The following is a 17546-nucleotide window of genomic DNA, read 5'->3' on the forward strand; positions in this document are numbered from 1 at the left end:
AAAGAGGAATCTATATGAATAACGCGCAGACACATCTTAAAATGGGCTACGTCTGGACTATCTGTCTGGTTGCCGCCTGCGGTGGTTTACTGTTTGGCTATGACTGGGTGGTCATTGGCGGAGCGAAACCATTTTATGAAGCTTATTTCTCTATTACCGACCCGGCACAGTCCGGTTGGGCAATGAGTTCAGCGCTAGTGGGTTGTGTATTCGGTGCGCTGGCCTCCGGATGGTGTGCGGATAAATTTGGCCGCAAACAGCCTCTGATTATGGCCGCAACATTGTTTACGCTGTCGGCCTGGGGAACGGCGCTTGCCCACAGCTTTGATATGTTTGTCGTCTGGCGTATTGTCGGCGGCCTTGGCATCGGTCTGGCGTCTGCGCTAAGCCCGATGTATATCGCTGAGATAAGCCCGGCGGCACAGCGTGGACGTTTTGTGGCGGTCAACCAATTGACGATTGTTATTGGCGTGCTGGCGGCTCAGTTGGTTAACCTGATGATTGCTAAGCCGGTAGCGAGCAGTGCCACGCTTGCAGAAATTAGTGCCAGCTGGAACGGGCAGGTGGGCTGGCGATGGATGTTTGGCTCTGGCATCGTTCCTGCGGTGGTATTTCTGGTACTGATGTTTTTTGTTCCTGAATCTCCGCGCTGGCTGGTACGTGCAGGAAAAAGCCAACGTGCCCATCAAATGCTGATGCGTATCGGCAATCAGCGCTACGCCGATGAAACCATCCGTGATATTGAACATACCCTCAGTAAAGATTCGCAAAAGGTCTCCTGGTCTGCCCTGCTGGAGCCGAAGGTACGCCCTGTCATCATGATTGGCATTGTCCTGGCCATGTTTCAGCAGTGGTGCGGGATTAACGTCATTTTCAACTACGCGCAGGAGATTTTTGCCTCTGCCGGGTTTGATATTAACAGTACGTTGAAATCAATTGTTGCTACCGGACTTATCAACCTGGTATTTACCATCGCGGCCTTACCGCTGGTCGATAAAATTGGCCGGCGCAAACTGATGCTGCTGGGTGCGGCTGGGCTGACTATTATTTATGCATTAATCGGTGCAGCCTACGGTCTGGGAATTTTGGGATTACCTGTACTTATTCTGGTGCTGGCGGCGATTGCTATATATGCATTAACGCTCGCCCCGGTCACCTGGGTGCTGCTGTCGGAAATTTTCCCTAATCGCGTACGTGGCCTGGCCATGTCACTCGGGACGCTGGCACTATGGATTGCTTGCTTCCTGCTAACCTATACCTTCCCGCTACTCAATGCCGGGCTGGGAGCATCGGGTAGCTTCATTCTGTATGGTGTGATTTGTGCAGCAGGTTATCTCTACATTTTGCGCAATGTTCCGGAAACCAAAGGTGTGACTCTGGAAGCGCTTGAAGAGCAACTGGCGCAGCGCCATACCGGTAGGCAGACGATGAAACAGGATCGGATACGCTAATGGTGGATAGCTTTATTCTGGAAAACGCGCATCTTCAGATGCGCGTCAACTCACTGGGCGGCAAGGTACAAAGCTTGTTTTCCCGTCAATGCCAGATTCCGGTTTTATATGATAATCCTGCTGGCGACATGTTCCCGATGATACCGATGGCGAACCGCGTATCAGATAATCGTTTTCTTTTTCGTGGACGAGAAGTCAGGTTGCCCAGCCATCATGCGGATGCACGTTTCTTCTTGCATGGCGATGGCTGGTTACAACCGTGGGAAGTCAAAGCGCAATCTTCCTGTCATTGTGTACTGCAATTGCGTCAGAAACATTCCTGCGGATTCGATTATCTGGCGCTAATACGTTACGAACTGCAGCAAGAGACTCTTGTCGCCACTATGACGCTCGTTCACTGTGGGGATGCGCCGATGCTGTACGGTGGCGGTTTTCACCCATTCTTCGCCTTCGACAGGCACAGCCAGGTACAGTTTCAGGCGAGCGGACACTGGCCGGAAGGTGATTTGCATTTACCGCTAAGCTGGCGTGGAGACCTGCCAGCAGGAGGTGATTTCTCACAGGCGACTTACGGTGAAGATAGCTGGTTAAACGTTTGTTATTCCGGCTGGGGCGGCGTCGCAAGCATTCAACGAGATGTGATGTCTGTCACGATTTCGTCGCAAACTCCTTGGTTGATGCTTTTCCGGATGCCGGGTAAACCTTTTATTTGCCTGGAGCCGCAGAGCCATCCGGTTGACGCACATAACATGGAAGGGCAGCCCGGTCTGGTGGTCTTAGGGCCGGGAGATACCGTTTCATGGTCGCTGAAAATAGCGGTAAATCAGGTACTCATTGCTGGGAGATAGATAAATCCCCGTCTTGCGCCCGTGGCGCTTTATCGCCAGACTATCGACTCCATTCGGGAGGGAATCATGGTCTTGCACTCCACGCGCTGGTTGGCGCTTAGTTACTTCACCTATTTTTTCAGCTACGGTATTTTCTTGCCTTTCTGGAGCGTCTGGCTGGCGGGAACAGGCTTAACGCCGGAAACCATCGGCATGCTGTTGGGCGCCGGGCTGGTGGCCCGTTTCCTGGGAAGCCTGCTTATCGCGCCGCGGGTCAGCGATCCCTCCCGGCTGATTTCGGCCCTGCGGATCCTCGCGTTACTGGTGCTCTTGTTTGCCCTGGCCTTTTGGGCCGGGAACCACGTAGCCTGGCTGGCGGTGGTGATCGTGGGGTTCAACCTCTTTTTCTCTCCGCTGGTGCCGTTGACCGATGCGTTGGCCAACACCTGGCAAAAACAGATAACCATGGACTACGGGCGCGTGCGTCTGTGGGGGTCGGTGGCGTTTGTTATCGGCTCGGCGCTTACCGGTAAGCTGGTCAGCCTGTTTGACTATCGGGCGATTCTGCTGCTGCTCAGCCTCGGCGTTGCTTCTATGCTGCTGGGGATGCTGCTTAAACCCTCGGTGATGCCGCAAGGGGAGTCTCGTCATCAGGAAGCGGCGGGGGTGGCGGCCTGGCTGTCGCTGATACGGCAAAGCTGGCGTTTTCTCGCCTGCGTCTGTCTGCTTCAGGGGGCGCATGCCGCCTACTACGGCTTCAGCGCGATTTACTGGCAGGAAGCCGGTTACTCTGCCTCTGCCGTGGGCTATTTATGGTCATTGGGCGTGGTGGCGGAAGTGGTTATCTTTGCACTGAGTAAAAAAGTATTCAGTCGCTTCAGTGCCCGGGAGCTGCTGCTGCTTTCGGCAGTGTGCGGTCTGATTCGCTGGACGCTGATGGGCGCGACCACGGCTCTTCCGTGGCTTATCGTCACGCAGATTTTGCACTGCGGCACCTTTACGGTCTGCCACCTGGCGGCGATGCGCTATATCTCCGCGCGCCAGGGCAGCGAAGTGATACGCCTGCAGGCGGTCTATTCTGCCGTGGCGATGGGCGGCAGCATTGCGGTCATGACGGTTTTCGCTGGCTTCCTCTATCAGCACCTGCACCAGGGGGTCTTCTGGGTGATGGCGCTGGTGGCCCTCCCGGCGCTGGTGCTACGGCCAAAAGCGGTTGCCTAATCCTCGAGCATTTTGCAAATATGCTGCCGCTGGTGATCGCTGAACATCTCTTCAGTGTGAAACAGCGGCGGTGAAAACAGCGGTAACGCGGTGGCGTAAGGGGTGACGACCAGCGCCACGCCTTTGGGCGCGCCTTCCTTCTCAAAAGCCTGCACGCTTTGATATTTGATATTCAGCGGCAGCAGCGTCAGTTCGCGCAGCTGGAGTTCAAGCGCCTGTTCAAGAACGGGATTATCATGGGTGAGCAGCACGACCTGCTTTTCATGCAGATCGCTTTTCTGCATCAGCCATGCGCCAAAAATCACCGCGATCAGTCCCACCTCTTCCTGATTAAACGTAATCTCGTACGTCGCTTCAAACTCGCTGAGCGCGGCCTGGGTCGTGCGCATCAGCCGCGGGTAGAGACGGCTAATCTCTTCCGGCAGCGCGTTATCAATACCGATAGCGAAAACGCTGCGGTTGAGCGCCTGCGACAAATGAATATAAAGCTGATCGCTAAGTCCCTGGTCATCACTGAACGGCCGGCCTGCCAGATCCTGGAAACGATGAATCAAGCGGTCGATTGCCAGGTGTAGCCGCCGATCCTGGTGATGGCCGTCGCGGATGGGATCGGGCGTTTTCAACAACATAAAGAGCAGCGTCAGGAACAGCTGTTCGCCCGCGTGCGGCGTGCTGGCGACCCGGCGTTGCCAGTGGCGAACGATCTCCTGGGCGAGAGTGAACTCCACCGCTTGTTGCGTCCAGCGCTGCTGCTCATAGGTAAAATCCGGGGTGAGTCCAAGATGATGCTGCAGCAGGCAATATTGCAGATACAGACGCAGGAAATGAACATCGCGACAGTCAAACTGCCGGTTGAGCATCCGCGAGCAGCGGTTGACCAGCGCCTGCAGGTTGGTGTCGTCATACAGCGTCCGCGCAATGCCCTGTAGTTTAAGCTGCGTTTTTAATGCCGGCGTAAAATGGTGGGCGATAAAATGCGGGCATAGACGTAATGCCCGCCGCAGACCGTGCAGCAGACACAGACGTTGATCGATGACAGCACCTTCAATCCGGTAGCTGCCGTCCACCTGTGACGAAAGGGTCAGTCGGTGGTAACGCTGAATTTCGCGTGCGGTCTCTGCGATATCCTGCCGGGCCGTTGACTCATCAACCTGGTTGATGTGGCTAAGCCGTTCTGGCGTCACCGGTTGCCCGGGCAGATAAAACATCAGCAGTACCTGGCTACGGCGCTGTGGACTGGAAAGCGCAGATGGTGGTTCAATGACGGTCATCATCTGGTGAGTTCCAGTTAGGGTTTTTGCTAAGAATAGCTAATGGATGAATGGAGATCAGGGCAGTTCGGCGCCTTTACGTCAGGATTGCTGGCTAAGTTCACAGAATTTTTCACGTGAGGATCGGATGAAGAGAGTGAAACAATGCACCAGTGCGGCATTTTTCATGGTTTTATCATTTAGTGTGCTAGCGCACCCGCATAGCTTCATTAGCCTGAAAACGGAAGTCGTGGCGGACAACGGGCTGCTCACCGGTTTTAAAATGCGCTGGACGATGGATGAAATCACTTCGGCAGACTTGCTCTACGATGCGGGGAAAGCAAAGCCAGGGGATGAGGTGTGGAAAAAACTGGCGGCGGAAGTGATGGCCAATGTGCTCGGCCAGCATTATTTCAGCGAGCTATGGCATAACGGCCAGCGGGTGAAGTTTGATAATCGACCTGATGGCTATGGTCTCGAACGCGAGGGGCACCAGGCGGTGCTGACGTTTACCCTGCCGCTGGCAAAGCCTCAGCCGCTGGCCGGACAAACGCTGACGTTATCGACATTTGACCCGACCTATTATGTCGATATGCACTATGACAACGCGAGCGATGTCACGTTGCCCGCCGCCTTGAGTACGACGTGCAAGGTTAAGGTGGTCACGCCGGAACCGAATGAAAAAATGGCGGCTTTTGCCCAGTCTCTCGATAAAGCCGACGCGCCGCCGGAAGATATGGCGCTGGGAACCTACTTTGCGCAGAAGGTGACGCTGACATGTCCGTAATTTTCTCTCACACCGCACGCACTTCGCGTCTGCGCCAGATGTGGCCGCTGGCGCTTTTTTTGCTGCTGGCAACCGCGGCGGGGATCTGGCTGTGGCAGGCCTGGCCGCAGGTTTTACTGCAAAGCGCCGTCTGGCAGCGGGCGTTGAATCTTGAGCTCAGCCGTCTGCTGAAAGCGGTTGCGGACAACCCCTCAGCGGCGGGATTATCGCTGCTGGCGTTCAGTTTTATCTACGGTGTGCTGCACGCCCTGGGGCCTGGGCATGGCAAGATCGTGATTACCACCTGGCTGGCAACACATCCGGCAAAACTTAAATCCAGTATCATGCTGACCCTGGCGGCCTCGCTCCTGCAGGGCGTAGTGGCGATTGCGCTGGTCGTGGTGGTGTTAACCCTCCTGCAGCTACCGGCCAGACAGCTGCACCTCAGCAGCTTCTGGCTGGAGAAAGGCAGCTATCTGCTGGTGGGGGCGCTGGGCCTGCTGTTGTGCTGGCGGGCGGTAAAAAAGCTACGCTCGGTACTGCGACGACCGACGTTTATCGCATTTACGCCGCACCACATTCATCATGCGCAGTGCGGATGCGGACATCAGCATATGCCCGCACCGGAACAGCTACAGGGCGGCGATGACTGGCGCGCGCGGCTGGTCATTATCCTCTCGGTGGGGATGCGACCCTGTTCCGGGGCGATTATGGTCCTGCTGTTTAGTAAAGTGATTGGCGTATTTAACTGGGGAATGGCGGCGGCGCTGGCGATGGCGGCAGGCACGTCGTTGACCATTAGCGCGCTGGCGCTGCTGGTTCATGGTTTCCGGCAGCTGGCCGTTAAGCTCAGCGGCAATAAGACGCCACCGCTGTGGCAACACGTTGGTTGGGCGACGCTGGCATTGGCGGGCGGTGTGATTTTATTGGTTGCGGCGCTGGTGATGTGGAGCAGTGCGGCGCCTGTTGGTGGGGGCTTACGACCATTTTGAAGAATCCCCTCCCCCGTGAACCGGGGGAGGGGAGAATGATTAACGCTTCAGCGCTTCACTCAGTTCGTCACGCATATTCGCCAGCATAGCTTTAACGACACGCGGATTACCGGCAACGATGTTGCCGGTATGCATGTAGTTGTGGCCGCCGGTGAAATCGCAGACCAGTGCGCCTGCTTCACGAGCAATCAGCTCGCCTGCCGCAAAATCCCATGGTTTCAGCGCGATTTCAAAATAACCGTCAACGCGGCCTGCGGCCACGTAAGCCAGATCCAGAGCAGCAGAACCGGTGCGGCGGAAATCAGCACACTCGGTAAACAGCTTACCGAGAATATTCATGTACGCCGTCGCGTGCTGTTTTGCTTTGAACGGGAAGCCGGTCGCCAGAATCGTGCCATCCAGGTCGCGAGCGTTGCTACCGCGCAGACGGTAACCGTTCAGCTGTGCGCCCTGACCACGGGTAGCCGTGAACAGTTCGTTACGCATTGGATCGTAAACCACCGCGACTTCAGTACGGCCTTTGATGCGTACGGCGATGGAAACAGAGAAGTGCGGCAGACGTTTGACGAAGTTGGTGGTGCCATCCAGTGGATCGATAACCCATTGAACATCCTGATCTTCACCTGCGTGTTCACCGCTTTCTTCGGTGATAATGGTGTGCTGCGGGTAAGATTTGCGAATGGTTTCAATAATCAGCGCTTCAGCTGCTTTATCGACGTTGGTCACAAAATCATTGCTGCCTTTCTGGCTCGTTTCTACGGAGTCTGGGGTTTCGTAGTGCTTGGCAATTAAATTACCCGCCTTGCGCGCTGCGCGCACGGCGATGTTCAGCATCGGATGCATCGGTCTCTCTCACTGGATGTTAAAGAACGGGAAAAAACGGCGCACATAGTAACAGTGAAATCTGCCTATGTCTCCGTTTTATGATAGCATGCGTGAATAATCTTTAGCCGAAGAACCATAATGCTACAAAATATTCGAATTGTACTGGTAGAAACATCACATACCGGAAACATGGGCTCCGTCGCCCGGGCAATGAAAACCATGGGATTAACCAACCTGTGGCTGGTTAACCCGCTGGTTAAACCTGACTCTCAGGCTATCGCGCTGGCCGCTGGCGCCAGTGATGTGATTGGTAACGCGCAGATCGTTGATACCCTGGATGAAGCCCTGGCCGGCTGCAGCCTGGTGGTGGGGACCAGTGCCCGTTCACGTACTCTGCCGTGGCCGATGCTTGACCCGCGCGAGTGCGGTCTGAAGAGCGTGGCGGAAGGGCAGCATGCGCCGGTCGCACTGGTCTTTGGCCGCGAACGCGTTGGGCTGACCAACGATGAACTGCAGAAATGTCACTATCACGTGGCTATTGCCGCAAACCCGGAATACAGCTCGCTGAACCTGGCAATGGCGGTGCAGGTTATCGCCTACGAAGTACGTATGGCGTGGCTGGCCACCCAGGAACAGGACGAACCGGCAGCAGAGCACGAAGAGACGCCGTATCCGCTGGTTGATGATTTAGAACGTTTCTATGGCCACCTCGAGCAAACCCTGCTTGCCACCGGTTTTATTCGCGCCAGCCACCCGGGACAGGTGATGAACAAACTGCGCCGTCTGTTTACCCGCGCGCGTCCGGAAAGCCAGGAGCTGAATATCCTGCGTGGTATGCTGGCGTCTATCGATCAGTTAAAGAAAGAGAAGTAAGCGCCTGCATCCCTTGACGGGGGCGGCTCTGGCTTACCTGGCCTGCATTGCCACAGGCCCGCGCAAGCGTAGCGCCGCCGGGCAAATACAGACCGCACGGATGGTTAAATACCTGACTAAAACAGTCAAGTAAATAGTTGACCAAATTACTCGGGAATGTCAGACTTGGCCCTGCTATGCAATACCCATATTAATAAAAAGCCCGGGCAGGGGCGAGTTTGAGGTTAAGTAAGACATGAGACTGACATCTAAAGGGCGTTATGCTGTGACCGCGATGCTGGACGTTGCGCTCAACTCTGAATCGGGCCCGGTTCCGTTGGCTGATATTTCTGAACGTCAGGGAATCTCGCTGTCCTATCTGGAACAGCTGTTTTCCCGCCTGCGTAAAAATGGTCTGGTATCCAGCGTTCGTGGCCCAGGCGGCGGTTATTTGTTAGGTAAAGAAGCTGGCAGCATCGCCGTAGGCGAAGTGATCAGCGCAGTAGACGAATCGGTTGACGCGACCCGCTGTCAGGGTAAAGGCGGCTGCCAGGGCGGCGATAAATGCCTGACCCACGCGCTGTGGCGCGACCTGAGCGAACGTCTGACCGGCTTCCTGAACAATATCACCCTGGGTGAACTGGTGAATAACCAGGAAATCCTCGATGTTTCAGGTCGTCAGCATAGCCATGAATCCCAGCGCAATACCCGCACTCAGGACGCAATTGACGTCAAGCTGCGTGCATAATACTCGTCTTGTTTCAGCTTGCGGCTCCGCTGCGGCAGGCTGAAATAGTCAGAGTAAAAACGATAAAAAAGAGATTTCAGAATCAGGCCGGGATGTTGCGACATCCCGTGTCCCCGGTCGTACATCAAGCCGGTTGCCTGGTTCCTTGCATTGAGTGATGTACGGAGTTAAAGAGCAATGAAATTACCGATTTACCTCGATTACTCCGCAACAACGCCGGTGGACCCGCGTGTTGCCGAGAAAATGATGCAGTTCCTGACCCTGGACGGGACCTTTGGTAACCCGGCCTCTCGTTCACACCGTTTCGGTTGGCAGGCTGAAGAGGCGGTAGATATCGCCCGTAATCAGATTGCTGAACTGGTCGGTGCCGATCCGCGTGAAATCGTCTTTACCTCCGGTGCAACGGAATCCGACAACCTGGCGATTAAAGGTGCTGCCAACTTTTATCAGAAAAAAGGCAAGCACATTATCACCAGCAAAACCGAGCATAAAGCGGTTCTGGATACCTGTCGCCAGCTGGAGCGTGAAGGTTTCGAAGTCACCTACCTGGCGCCGCAGCGCAACGGGATTATCGATCTGAAAGAACTGGAAGCCGCGATGCGTGACGACACCATCCTGGTCTCCATCATGCACGTGAACAACGAAATCGGCGTTGTGCAGGATATCGCCACCATCGGCGAACTGTGCCGCGCGCGTGGCATCATCTACCACGTTGACGCCACCCAGAGCGTGGGCAAACTGCCTATCGATCTGAGCCAGCTGAAAGTTGACCTGATGTCCTTCTCGGGTCACAAAATTTATGGTCCTAAAGGTATTGGCGCACTGTACGTTCGTCGCAAACCGCGTATCCGCATTGAAGCGCAGATGCACGGCGGCGGTCACGAGCGCGGCATGCGTTCCGGTACTCTGCCAGTCCACCAGATCGTCGGTATGGGTGAAGCTTACCGTATCGCGAAAGAAGAGATGGAAACCGAGATGGCGCGTCTGCGCGGTCTGCGTAACCGTCTGTGGGACGGCGTAAAAGATATGGAAGAGGTTTACCTCAACGGTGACCTCGAGCAGGGCGCACCGAACATTCTCAACGTCAGCTTCAACTATGTTGAAGGCGAGTCGCTGATTATGGCGCTGAAAGACCTGGCCGTTTCCTCCGGTTCTGCTTGCACCTCCGCAAGCCTTGAGCCGTCCTATGTGCTTCGCGCACTGGGCATGACTGACGAACTGGCACACAGTTCTATCCGTTTCTCTTTAGGTCGCTTCACTACCGAAGAAGAGATTGACTACACCATTGATCTGGTTCGTAAATCCATCGGCCGTCTGCGCGACCTTTCTCCGCTGTGGGATATGTTCAAACAGGGCGTAGATCTGAACAGCATCGAATGGTCACATCATTAATCGGTAGGGTATAAGGAGAATTCATCATGGCATACAGCGAAAAAGTTATCGATCATTACGAGAATCCGCGCAACGTCGGCTCTTTTGACAACAGCGACGACAGCGTCGGCAGCGGCATGGTTGGCGCACCGGCGTGCGGCGACGTGATGAAGTTGCAGATTAAAGTCAACAATGAAGGTATCATTGAAGACGCGCGCTTCAAGACCTATGGTTGCGGTTCTGCTATCGCCTCCAGCTCCCTGGTTACCGAATGGGTGAAAGGGAAATCTCTGGACGAAGCTCAGGCTATCAAGAACACCGATATCGCCGATGAGCTGGAACTGCCGCCGGTGAAAATTCACTGCTCCATCCTGGCGGAAGACGCGATTAAAGCCGCGATTGCGGATTATAAAAGCAAACGTGAAGCGAAATAATTAAGAGGTTATTGTATGTCGATTACTCTTAGCGACAGCGCAGCGTCGCGAGTTAATTCCTTCCTGGCCAACCGTGGCAAAGGCTTCGGTCTGCGCTTAGGTGTCCGCACTTCCGGCTGCTCAGGTATGGCCTACGTGCTGGAATTTGTTGACGAGCCGGCGGCAGAAGACACCGTGTTTGAAGATAAAGGCGTCAAGGTAGTGATCGACGGCAAAAGCCTGCAGTTCCTCGACGGCACTCAGCTGGACTTCGTCAAAGAAGGCCTGAACGAAGGGTTTAAATTCACCAACCCGAATGTGAAAGATGAGTGCGGTTGCGGCGAAAGCTTTAACGTATAATCCCGACACTATCCGACGTATTTCCGGCCGCATCAGGGCGGTAAACGCGTGAATCCCGGAGGCTGACAGCAGTCGGCCCAGCGGGTAAGCGACGACAGCCCACGCAGAGGCGGCCCGATGTACACGGGTAGAGGACCCCACCGCGGTGAATCGTGAGTGGGGTTTGCTTTATCTCGTTAACCCTGAGGTTACTATGGACTATTTCACCCTCTTCGGGTTACCGGTCAGTTATACCCTTTCGCAAGAACAGCTGGCTGTCCGGTACCAGGATTTGCAGCGCCAGTATCATCCCGACAAGTTCGCCAGCGCGAGCGCGGCCGAACAGCTCGCCTCCGTGCAGCAATCCGCAACGATCAATCAGGCGTGGCAAACGCTCCGTCATCCGCTGACCCGCGCCGAATATCTCCTTTCGCTCCATGGCTATGACTTAGCCAGCGAACAGCACACCGTGCGCGATACCGCCTTTCTGATGGAACAGCTGGAGCTGCGTGAAGAGCTGGATGAGATTGAAAAATCGCAGGATGAAGAACGTCTGGCGGCATTTATCAAACGCGTGAAGGGGATGTACGACGTTCGTCATCAGCAGGTTGTCGAACAATTAAATAGCGAGACGTGGGACGCGGCGGCGGATACCGTGCGTAAACTGCGTTTTCTCGATAAACTTCAGAGCGTTGCAGAACAACTCGAAGAAAAGCTGCTCGATTTTTAATTTTCGGAAGCAATTATGGCCTTATTACAAATTAGTGAGCCTGGTCTGAGTGCCGCGCCGCACCAGCGTCGTCTGGCGGCGGGTATTGACCTGGGCACCACCAATTCTCTGGTCGCTACCGTGCGTAGCGGTCAGGCCGAAACTCTGCCCGACCATCAGGGGCGCTACCTGCTGCCTTCCGTGGTGAACTACCATGAATCTGGCCTGAGCGTCGGTTACGATGCCCGACACAATGCAGCCCTCGACCCGGTTAATACCATCAGTTCCGTGAAACGGATGATGGGGCGCTCGCTGGCCGATATCCAGACTCGTTATCCCCATCTGCCTTACCAACTGCAGGCCAGCGAAAATGGTCTGCCGATGATTCAGACCGCCGGCGGTCTGCTCAACCCGGTTCGCGTCTCCGCCGACATCCTGAAAGCGCTGGCCGCCCGGGCAACGGAAGCGCTGTCCGGCGAACTCGACGGCGTAGTGATTACCGTCCCGGCCTATTTTGACGATGCTCAGCGCCAGGGCACCAAAGACGCCGCGCGTCTGGCCGGTCTGCACGTATTGCGCCTGTTGAACGAACCGACCGCTGCGGCCATTGCCTACGGCCTGGACTCCGGTCAGGAAGGGGTGATCGCGGTTTACGATCTCGGCGGCGGCACCTTTGATATTTCGGTGCTGCGCTTAAGCCGCGGCGTATTTGAAGTGCTGGCCACCGGCGGGGATTCCGCGCTGGGCGGCGATGACTTTGACCATCTGCTGGCGGATTATCTCCGTGAACTGGCCGGGCTGAGCGATCGTAGCGACAACCGCCTGCAGCGTGAACTCCTGGATGCGGCCATCGCGGCGAAAATTGCCCTCAGCGATGCCGATTCCGTCAGCGTTAACGTCGGCGGCTGGCAAGGCGATATTACCCGTGACCAGTTTAACGAGCTGATTGCGCCGCTGGTGAAACGCACGCTGTTAGCCTGCCGTCGCGCGCTGAAAGATGCGGGCGTGGCGGCGGAAGAGGTACTGGAAGTGGTCATGGTCGGCGGTTCAACCCGCGTGCCGCTGGTTCGTGAGCGCGTCGGTGAGTTCTTTGGCCGCACGCCGCTGACCACTATCGATCCGGACAAAGTGGTGGCCATTGGCGCCGCGATTCAGGCCGATATCCTGGTGGGCAACAAACCCGATAGCGAACTTCTGTTGCTCGACGTTATTCCGCTCTCTTTAGGGCTGGAGACGATGGGCGGCCTGGTGGAGAAAGTGATTCCGCGCAACACCACGATTCCGGTGGCGCGTGCGCAGGAGTTCACCACCTTTAAAGATGGTCAGACGGCGATGTCTATCCACGTCATGCAGGGTGAGCGCGAACTGGTGCAGGACTGCCGTTCGCTGGCGCGTTTTGCGCTGCGTGGTATTCCGGCGTTACCGGCGGGCGGGGCGCACATTCGCGTCACCTTCCAGGTGGACGCCGATGGCCTGTTGAGCGTGACCGCGATGGAGAAATCGACCGGCGTCGAAGCCTCCATTCAGGTCAAGCCCTCCTACGGTCTGACCGACGGCGAAATCGCCACCATGATTAAAGATTCGATGAGTCACGCCGAACAGGATATCAAGGCGCGTATGCTGGCCGAGCAAAAAGTGGAAGCCGCGCGCGTTCTTGAGAGCCTGGAAAGTGCGCTGGCCGCCGATGCCGCGCTGCTAAGCGCCGCAGAACGTCAGGCTATCGATGCAGCAACGGCGCAGCTGCGTGCGGTTGCCGCAGGCGATGACGCCGACGCGATTAAAGATGCGATTAAAAATACAGACACACAAACCCAGGAATTTGCCGCACGCCGCATGGACCAGTCGGTCCGTACTGCGCTGAAAGGCCAATCCGTGGACGAGGTTTAATATGCCAAAGATTGTTTTTCTGCCCCATCAGGACCTGTGCCCGGATGGCGTAGTTGTGGAAGCTGAGATCGGTGAGACCATTCTGGATGCTGCTCTGCGTAGCGGCATTGAGATTGAACACGCCTGCGAAAAATCCTGTGCCTGCACCACCTGCCACTGCATCGTGCGTGAAGGTTTTGACTCGCTGGCCGAAAGTACCGAAGATGAAGATGATATGCTGGATAAGGCCTGGGGGCTGGAGCCCGACAGCCGTCTGAGTTGCCAGGCGCGCGTGACCCACGATGATCTGGTCGTCGAGATCCCGCGTTATACTATCAACCACGCACGCGAGCATTAATATGGGACTGAAATGGACCGATAGTCGTGAAATTGGCGAAGCGCTGTATGACGCCTTCCCGGATCTCGACCCGAAAACCGTTCGCTTCACCGATATGCATCAGTGGATTTGCGAGCTGGAAGATTTTGATGACAATCCGACCGCATCCAATGAAAAAATTCTGGAGGCGATTCTGCTAGTCTGGTTAGATGAAGCAGAATAATTTCCGCAACATGCTTCACGCTGCAGATGCGTGGGTCATGTTTGCTCACTCCCGCCGCACAGTCATCTGTGGGCCCGGCGAATGAGCGGCTGACCGCCTTCTCCTGCAGCGTGAAACATCGGAAAAATAATATGGGCTGCCTTTTGGCGGCCCTTTTGCCAAATAAGGATAAAGATAAAATGACCGAAGCCATGAGGATTACGCTGACGACCCAACCCGCCGACGCGCGCTGGGGAGAAAAAGCGGCTTACAGCATTAATAATGACGGCATCACCCTGCATCTGAACGGTAAAGACGATCTCGGTTTGATTCAGCGGGCGGCGCGTAAAGTCGACGGGATGGGGATCAAACACGTTGCGCTGAGCGGCGAAGGCTGGAATACCGACCGCGCGTGGGCATTCTGGGCCGGCTACAAAGGGCCGAAAGGCAGCCGCAAGGTGGAATGGCCGGCGCTGGACGACGTGCAGAAAAGCGAGCTGGACAATCGCCTGACGATTATTGACTGGGTGCGGGATACCATTAACGCGCCGGCGGAAGAGCTCGGTCCGGAACAGCTGGCTCAGCGCGCCGTCGATCTGCTGTGCAGCGTCGCCTGCGACAACGTGACTTACCGTATCACGAAAGGTGAAGACCTGCGCGAGCAGGGCTACCTTGGCCTGCATACCGTTGGCCGCGGCTCCGAGCGTCCGCCGGTACTGCTGGCGCTGGATTACAACCCAACCGGTGATAAAGAAGCCCCGGTGTATGCCTGCCTGGTCGGCAAAGGGATCACTTTCGATTCCGGCGGCTACAGCATCAAACAAAGCGCGTTTATGGATTCGATGAAGTCCGATATGGGCGGCGCGGCAACGGTTACCGGCGCGCTGGCGTTCGCGATTACCCGCGGCCTGAACAAACGCGTGAAGCTGTATCTGTGCTGTGCAGACAACCTGATCAGCGGTAACGCCTTTAAACTGGGCGACATCATTCGCTACCGCAATGGCAAGACCGTGGAAATCATGAACACCGACGCTGAAGGCCGTCTGGTGCTGGCGGATGGTCTGATTGATGCCTCGGCGCAGAAACCTGAGCTGATCATCGATGCCGCGACCCTGACCGGGGCGGCGAAAACCGCGCTCGGTAATGACTACCACGCGCTGTTCAGCTTTGATGACCCGCTGGCTAACCGTCTGCTGGCGAGCGCGCAGGCGGAAAATGAAGCCTTCTGGCGCCTGCCGCTGGCCGAGTTCCACCGTGGTCAATTGCCGTCTAACTTCGCCGAGCTGAACAACACCGGCAGCGCAGCCTATCCGGCTGGCGCCAGCACCGCAGCCGGTTTCCTGTCGCATTTCGTTGAAAATTATCATCAGGGCTGGCTGCACATCGACTGCTCGGCGACCTACCGCAAAGCGGCGGTTGAGCAGTGGTCTGCCGGCGCCACCGGCCTCGGCGTACGTACCATAGCGAACCTGCTGACGGCTGAGTAATCTTTTTTGCCGGGTGGCGCTACGCTTACCCGGCCTACAGAACCCGTAGGCCCGCGCAAGCGGGCAATTGTGAAGTAGCCAAACTATGTCCGAAACTAAAAATGAATTAGAAACTCTGCTGGAAAAGGCGGCGACCGAGCCGGGCCACCGCCCCGCATTTTTCCGTACGCTGCTGGAATCCACCGTGTGGGTTCCGGGGGCGGCGGCGGAAGGCGAACAGATTGTCGAAGAGAGCGCCGTCGATCTGCAGCACTGGGAGAAAGACGATGGCGCCTCGGTGATACCGTTTTTCACTTCTCTGGAAGCGCTGCAGCAGGCGGTGGAAGATGAACAATCGTTTGTGGTGATGCCGGCCCGGACGCTGTTTGCGATGACGCTCGGCGAAACGCTGTTCCTCAATGCGAAGCTGGCAACCGGTAAAGAGTTTATGCCCAATGAGATCCGCCATCTGCTGGGGGAAGAGGGCAGCCCGCTCAGCACCCAAACCGTGCTCGAAGGCGGCGAATCTTTGTTGTTGTCTGAAGTCGCCGAGCCACCGGCGCAGATGATTGATTCGCTGACGACGCTGTTTAAAACGATGAAGACCGTCAGACGGGCGTTTCTGTGCTCAATTAAAGATAGCGCTGATGCGCCGGCAAACCTGCTGATCGGGATTGAAGCAGAAGGCGATATCGAAGAGGTGATCCAGGCGGCAGGCAGCGTGGCGACCGATACGTTACCGGGTGATGAGCCGATTGATATCTGTCAGGTGGTTGAAGGTGAAAAGGGGATCAGTCATTTTATGATGGCCCATATCACGCCATTCTATGAAAAGCGCTGGGGCAGTTTCCTGCGCGATTTCAAACAGAACCGCATTATCTAAAGCCGCGGGGGCCGAGGCCCCCGCTGTTGTTCTTATTGCGCCGGTTCGATCGGCAGGTCGCTACGTGCGCCCCATTCGCTCCACGAGCCGTCATACAGGCAGACGCCGTTGACGCCCAGCGTCGTCAGCGCCAGCACCACCACCGCCGCCGTGACGCCGGAGCCGCAGCTGGCGATAATCGGTCGCTCGAAATCCACGCCCTGGCGAATGAAAATCTCATTCAGCTCATCAACGGTTTTCAGTTCGCCGTTAATCACCAGATCGGTCCACGGTACGTTGAGCGCGCCGGGAATATGGCCACGACGCAGCCCCGGACGAGGCTCATCCACCAGGCCATTAAAACGCCCGGCCGGACGCGCATCGACGATCTGCGCCGATCCCTCATGGCTAACCAGCAGCACATCGGTCAGCCGTTTGATCACTTCCGGATCGAAGCGTCCGTCAAATTCGCCTTCCGGAATCTCGGGAACTCCCTGCTCAAGCGGCAGTTCATCGCGCTGCCAGCCGGCCAGGCCGCCGGCGAGAATCGAGACATTTTCGACGCCAAATGTGCGCAGCATCCACCAGGCGCGCGGGGCTGAGAAGAGATTGCCTTCATCGTAAACCACCAGATGTTTATCGCTGCTGACCCCCAGTTCGCGCATCGCCACGGCAAAAGCCTCCGCGCGCGGCATCATATGCGGCAGCGGGCTGGTGTGATCCGACAGGGCTTCGATATCGAAAAATACGGCGTTGGGAATATGACCCGCGCGATACTCCGCATCCATATCACGCAGGGCTTCCTGACCTGCCGGCGCCATTCGCGCATCGATAATCTGAATTTCCGGGTCATCAATATGTTCCGCCAGCCAGTCGGCGGCGACAAAAAACGAGGTGGACATGGGGGGCCTCCGTTTTATTATCCATCATTCAATGAATTGTCGACGTTTTCCCGACGGCTGACAAGCTCAGAGCACCGGAGTTGCGACGCCGCGACGTTCCTTAAAATAGGCTTAGCCAGATTCTATTATGGTGGCTATTGGTAATTC

General features: G+C 56.3%; 19 protein-coding genes. 16 read left to right on the forward strand and 3 right to left on the reverse strand.

The window, feature by feature from the left end:
• Positions 1-14: 14 nt before the first annotated feature.
• From AC007G_RS24070 to AC007G_RS24080, 3 genes are all read left to right on the forward strand, one after another.
• Positions 15-1451, forward strand: coding sequence for a sugar porter family MFS transporter (locus AC007G_RS24070; RefSeq protein WP_032699021.1), 1437 nt, complete (start codon positions 15-17; stop codon positions 1449-1451).
• A complete protein-coding gene (locus tag AC007G_RS24075) occupies positions 1451-2299 on the forward strand; it encodes an aldose 1-epimerase (RefSeq protein WP_142630887.1) in 849 nt (282 codons plus the stop codon). Before AC007G_RS24070 ends, AC007G_RS24075 begins: the two co-directional genes overlap by 1 nt.
• Positions 2300-2365: 66 nt before the next feature.
• Positions 2366-3499 carry a 3-phenylpropionate MFS transporter gene (locus tag AC007G_RS24080; protein WP_032699023.1) on the forward strand — a complete coding sequence of 378 codons (1134 nt, stop codon included), beginning with the start codon at positions 2366-2368 and terminating at the stop codon, positions 3497-3499.
• On the opposite strand, the gene csiE is transcribed toward AC007G_RS24080, so the two are convergent.
• On the reverse strand, positions 3496-4773 hold the full coding sequence (gene csiE / locus AC007G_RS24085; RefSeq protein ID WP_032695557.1) for a stationary phase inducible protein CsiE: 1278 nt from the start codon (positions 4771-4773) through the stop codon (positions 3496-3498). The two genes, AC007G_RS24080 and csiE, sit on opposite strands and share 4 nt — an antisense overlap.
• Before the next feature lie 124 nt (positions 4774-4897).
• Between csiE and AC007G_RS24090 the strand changes: the two genes are divergently transcribed.
• Both AC007G_RS24090 and AC007G_RS24095 read left to right on the forward strand, forming a co-directional pair.
• Complete coding sequence (locus AC007G_RS24090) at positions 4898-5536, forward strand: DUF1007 family protein (protein WP_032686487.1); 639 nt, start codon at positions 4898-4900, stop codon at positions 5534-5536.
• Positions 5527-6507, forward strand: a complete 981-nt coding sequence (locus AC007G_RS24095) for a nickel/cobalt transporter (protein ID WP_142630888.1) — start codon at positions 5527-5529, stop codon at positions 6505-6507. Before AC007G_RS24090 ends, AC007G_RS24095 begins: the two co-directional genes overlap by 10 nt.
• Positions 6508-6546: 39 nt before the next feature.
• Here the strand turns inward: AC007G_RS24095 and suhB are convergent, their stop codons facing one another.
• Positions 6547-7350, reverse strand: a complete 804-nt coding sequence (gene suhB, locus AC007G_RS24100; RefSeq protein WP_004866394.1) for an inositol-1-monophosphatase — start codon at positions 7348-7350, stop codon at positions 6547-6549.
• 120 nt (positions 7351-7470) lie between these two features.
• On the opposite strand from suhB, the gene trmJ reads away from it, so the two are divergent.
• The 11 genes from trmJ to sseB all read left to right on the forward strand — a co-directional run bounded on the left by trmJ (position 7471) and on the right by sseB (position 16518).
• Positions 7471-8205: a tRNA (cytosine(32)/uridine(32)-2'-O)-methyltransferase TrmJ gene (gene trmJ, locus AC007G_RS24105; protein WP_032686489.1), complete on the forward strand. Its 735-nt coding sequence runs from the start codon at positions 7471-7473 to the stop codon at positions 8203-8205.
• Between the two features lie 235 nt (positions 8206-8440).
• Positions 8441-8932: a Fe-S cluster assembly transcriptional regulator IscR gene (gene iscR, locus AC007G_RS24110; RefSeq protein WP_004866388.1), complete on the forward strand. Its 492-nt coding sequence runs from the start codon at positions 8441-8443 to the stop codon at positions 8930-8932.
• A gap of 177 nt (positions 8933-9109) precedes the next feature.
• On the forward strand, positions 9110-10324 hold the full coding sequence (iscS, locus tag AC007G_RS24115; protein ID WP_032686490.1) for a cysteine desulfurase: 1215 nt from the start codon (positions 9110-9112) through the stop codon (positions 10322-10324).
• Between the two features lie 26 nt (positions 10325-10350).
• On the forward strand, positions 10351-10737 hold the full coding sequence (gene iscU / locus AC007G_RS24120; protein ID WP_004866383.1) for a Fe-S cluster assembly scaffold IscU: 387 nt from the start codon (positions 10351-10353) through the stop codon (positions 10735-10737).
• A 15-nt stretch (positions 10738-10752) separates the two neighbouring features.
• Complete coding sequence (iscA, locus tag AC007G_RS24125) at positions 10753-11076, forward strand: iron-sulfur cluster assembly protein IscA (RefSeq protein ID WP_004866380.1); 324 nt, start codon at positions 10753-10755, stop codon at positions 11074-11076.
• Positions 11077-11269: 193 nt separating this feature from the next.
• Positions 11270-11785 carry a co-chaperone HscB gene (gene hscB, locus AC007G_RS24130; RefSeq protein WP_032686491.1) on the forward strand — a complete coding sequence of 172 codons (516 nt, stop codon included), beginning with the start codon at positions 11270-11272 and terminating at the stop codon, positions 11783-11785.
• 15 nt (positions 11786-11800) lie between these two features.
• Positions 11801-13651, forward strand: coding sequence for a Fe-S protein assembly chaperone HscA (gene hscA, locus AC007G_RS24135; protein ID WP_142630889.1), 1851 nt, complete (start codon positions 11801-11803; stop codon positions 13649-13651).
• 1 nt (position 13652) lies between these two features.
• On the forward strand, positions 13653-13988 hold the full coding sequence (fdx, locus tag AC007G_RS24140) for an ISC system 2Fe-2S type ferredoxin (RefSeq protein ID WP_004866372.1): 336 nt from the start codon (positions 13653-13655) through the stop codon (positions 13986-13988).
• Between the two features lies 1 nt (position 13989).
• Positions 13990-14190, forward strand: coding sequence for a Fe-S cluster assembly protein IscX (gene iscX / locus AC007G_RS24145; RefSeq protein WP_004866369.1), 201 nt, complete (start codon positions 13990-13992; stop codon positions 14188-14190).
• Positions 14191-14369: 179 nt separating this feature from the next.
• Positions 14370-15656, forward strand: a complete 1287-nt coding sequence (gene pepB, locus AC007G_RS24150; RefSeq protein WP_064385304.1) for an aminopeptidase PepB — start codon at positions 14370-14372, stop codon at positions 15654-15656.
• A gap of 85 nt (positions 15657-15741) precedes the next feature.
• Positions 15742-16518 (forward strand): enhanced serine sensitivity protein SseB, encoded by a 777-nt coding sequence (sseB, locus tag AC007G_RS24155; RefSeq protein WP_032686493.1) that lies wholly within the window; start codon positions 15742-15744, stop codon positions 16516-16518.
• Positions 16519-16550: 32 nt separating this feature from the next.
• Here the strand turns inward: sseB and sseA are convergent, their stop codons facing one another.
• Positions 16551-17399, reverse strand: a complete 849-nt coding sequence (gene sseA / locus AC007G_RS24160; protein ID WP_032695554.1) for a 3-mercaptopyruvate sulfurtransferase — start codon at positions 17397-17399, stop codon at positions 16551-16553.
• Between the last annotated feature and the right edge of the window lie 147 nt (positions 17400-17546).

The sequence above is a fragment of the Klebsiella sp. CSG-1 genome, assembly GCF_056521145.1.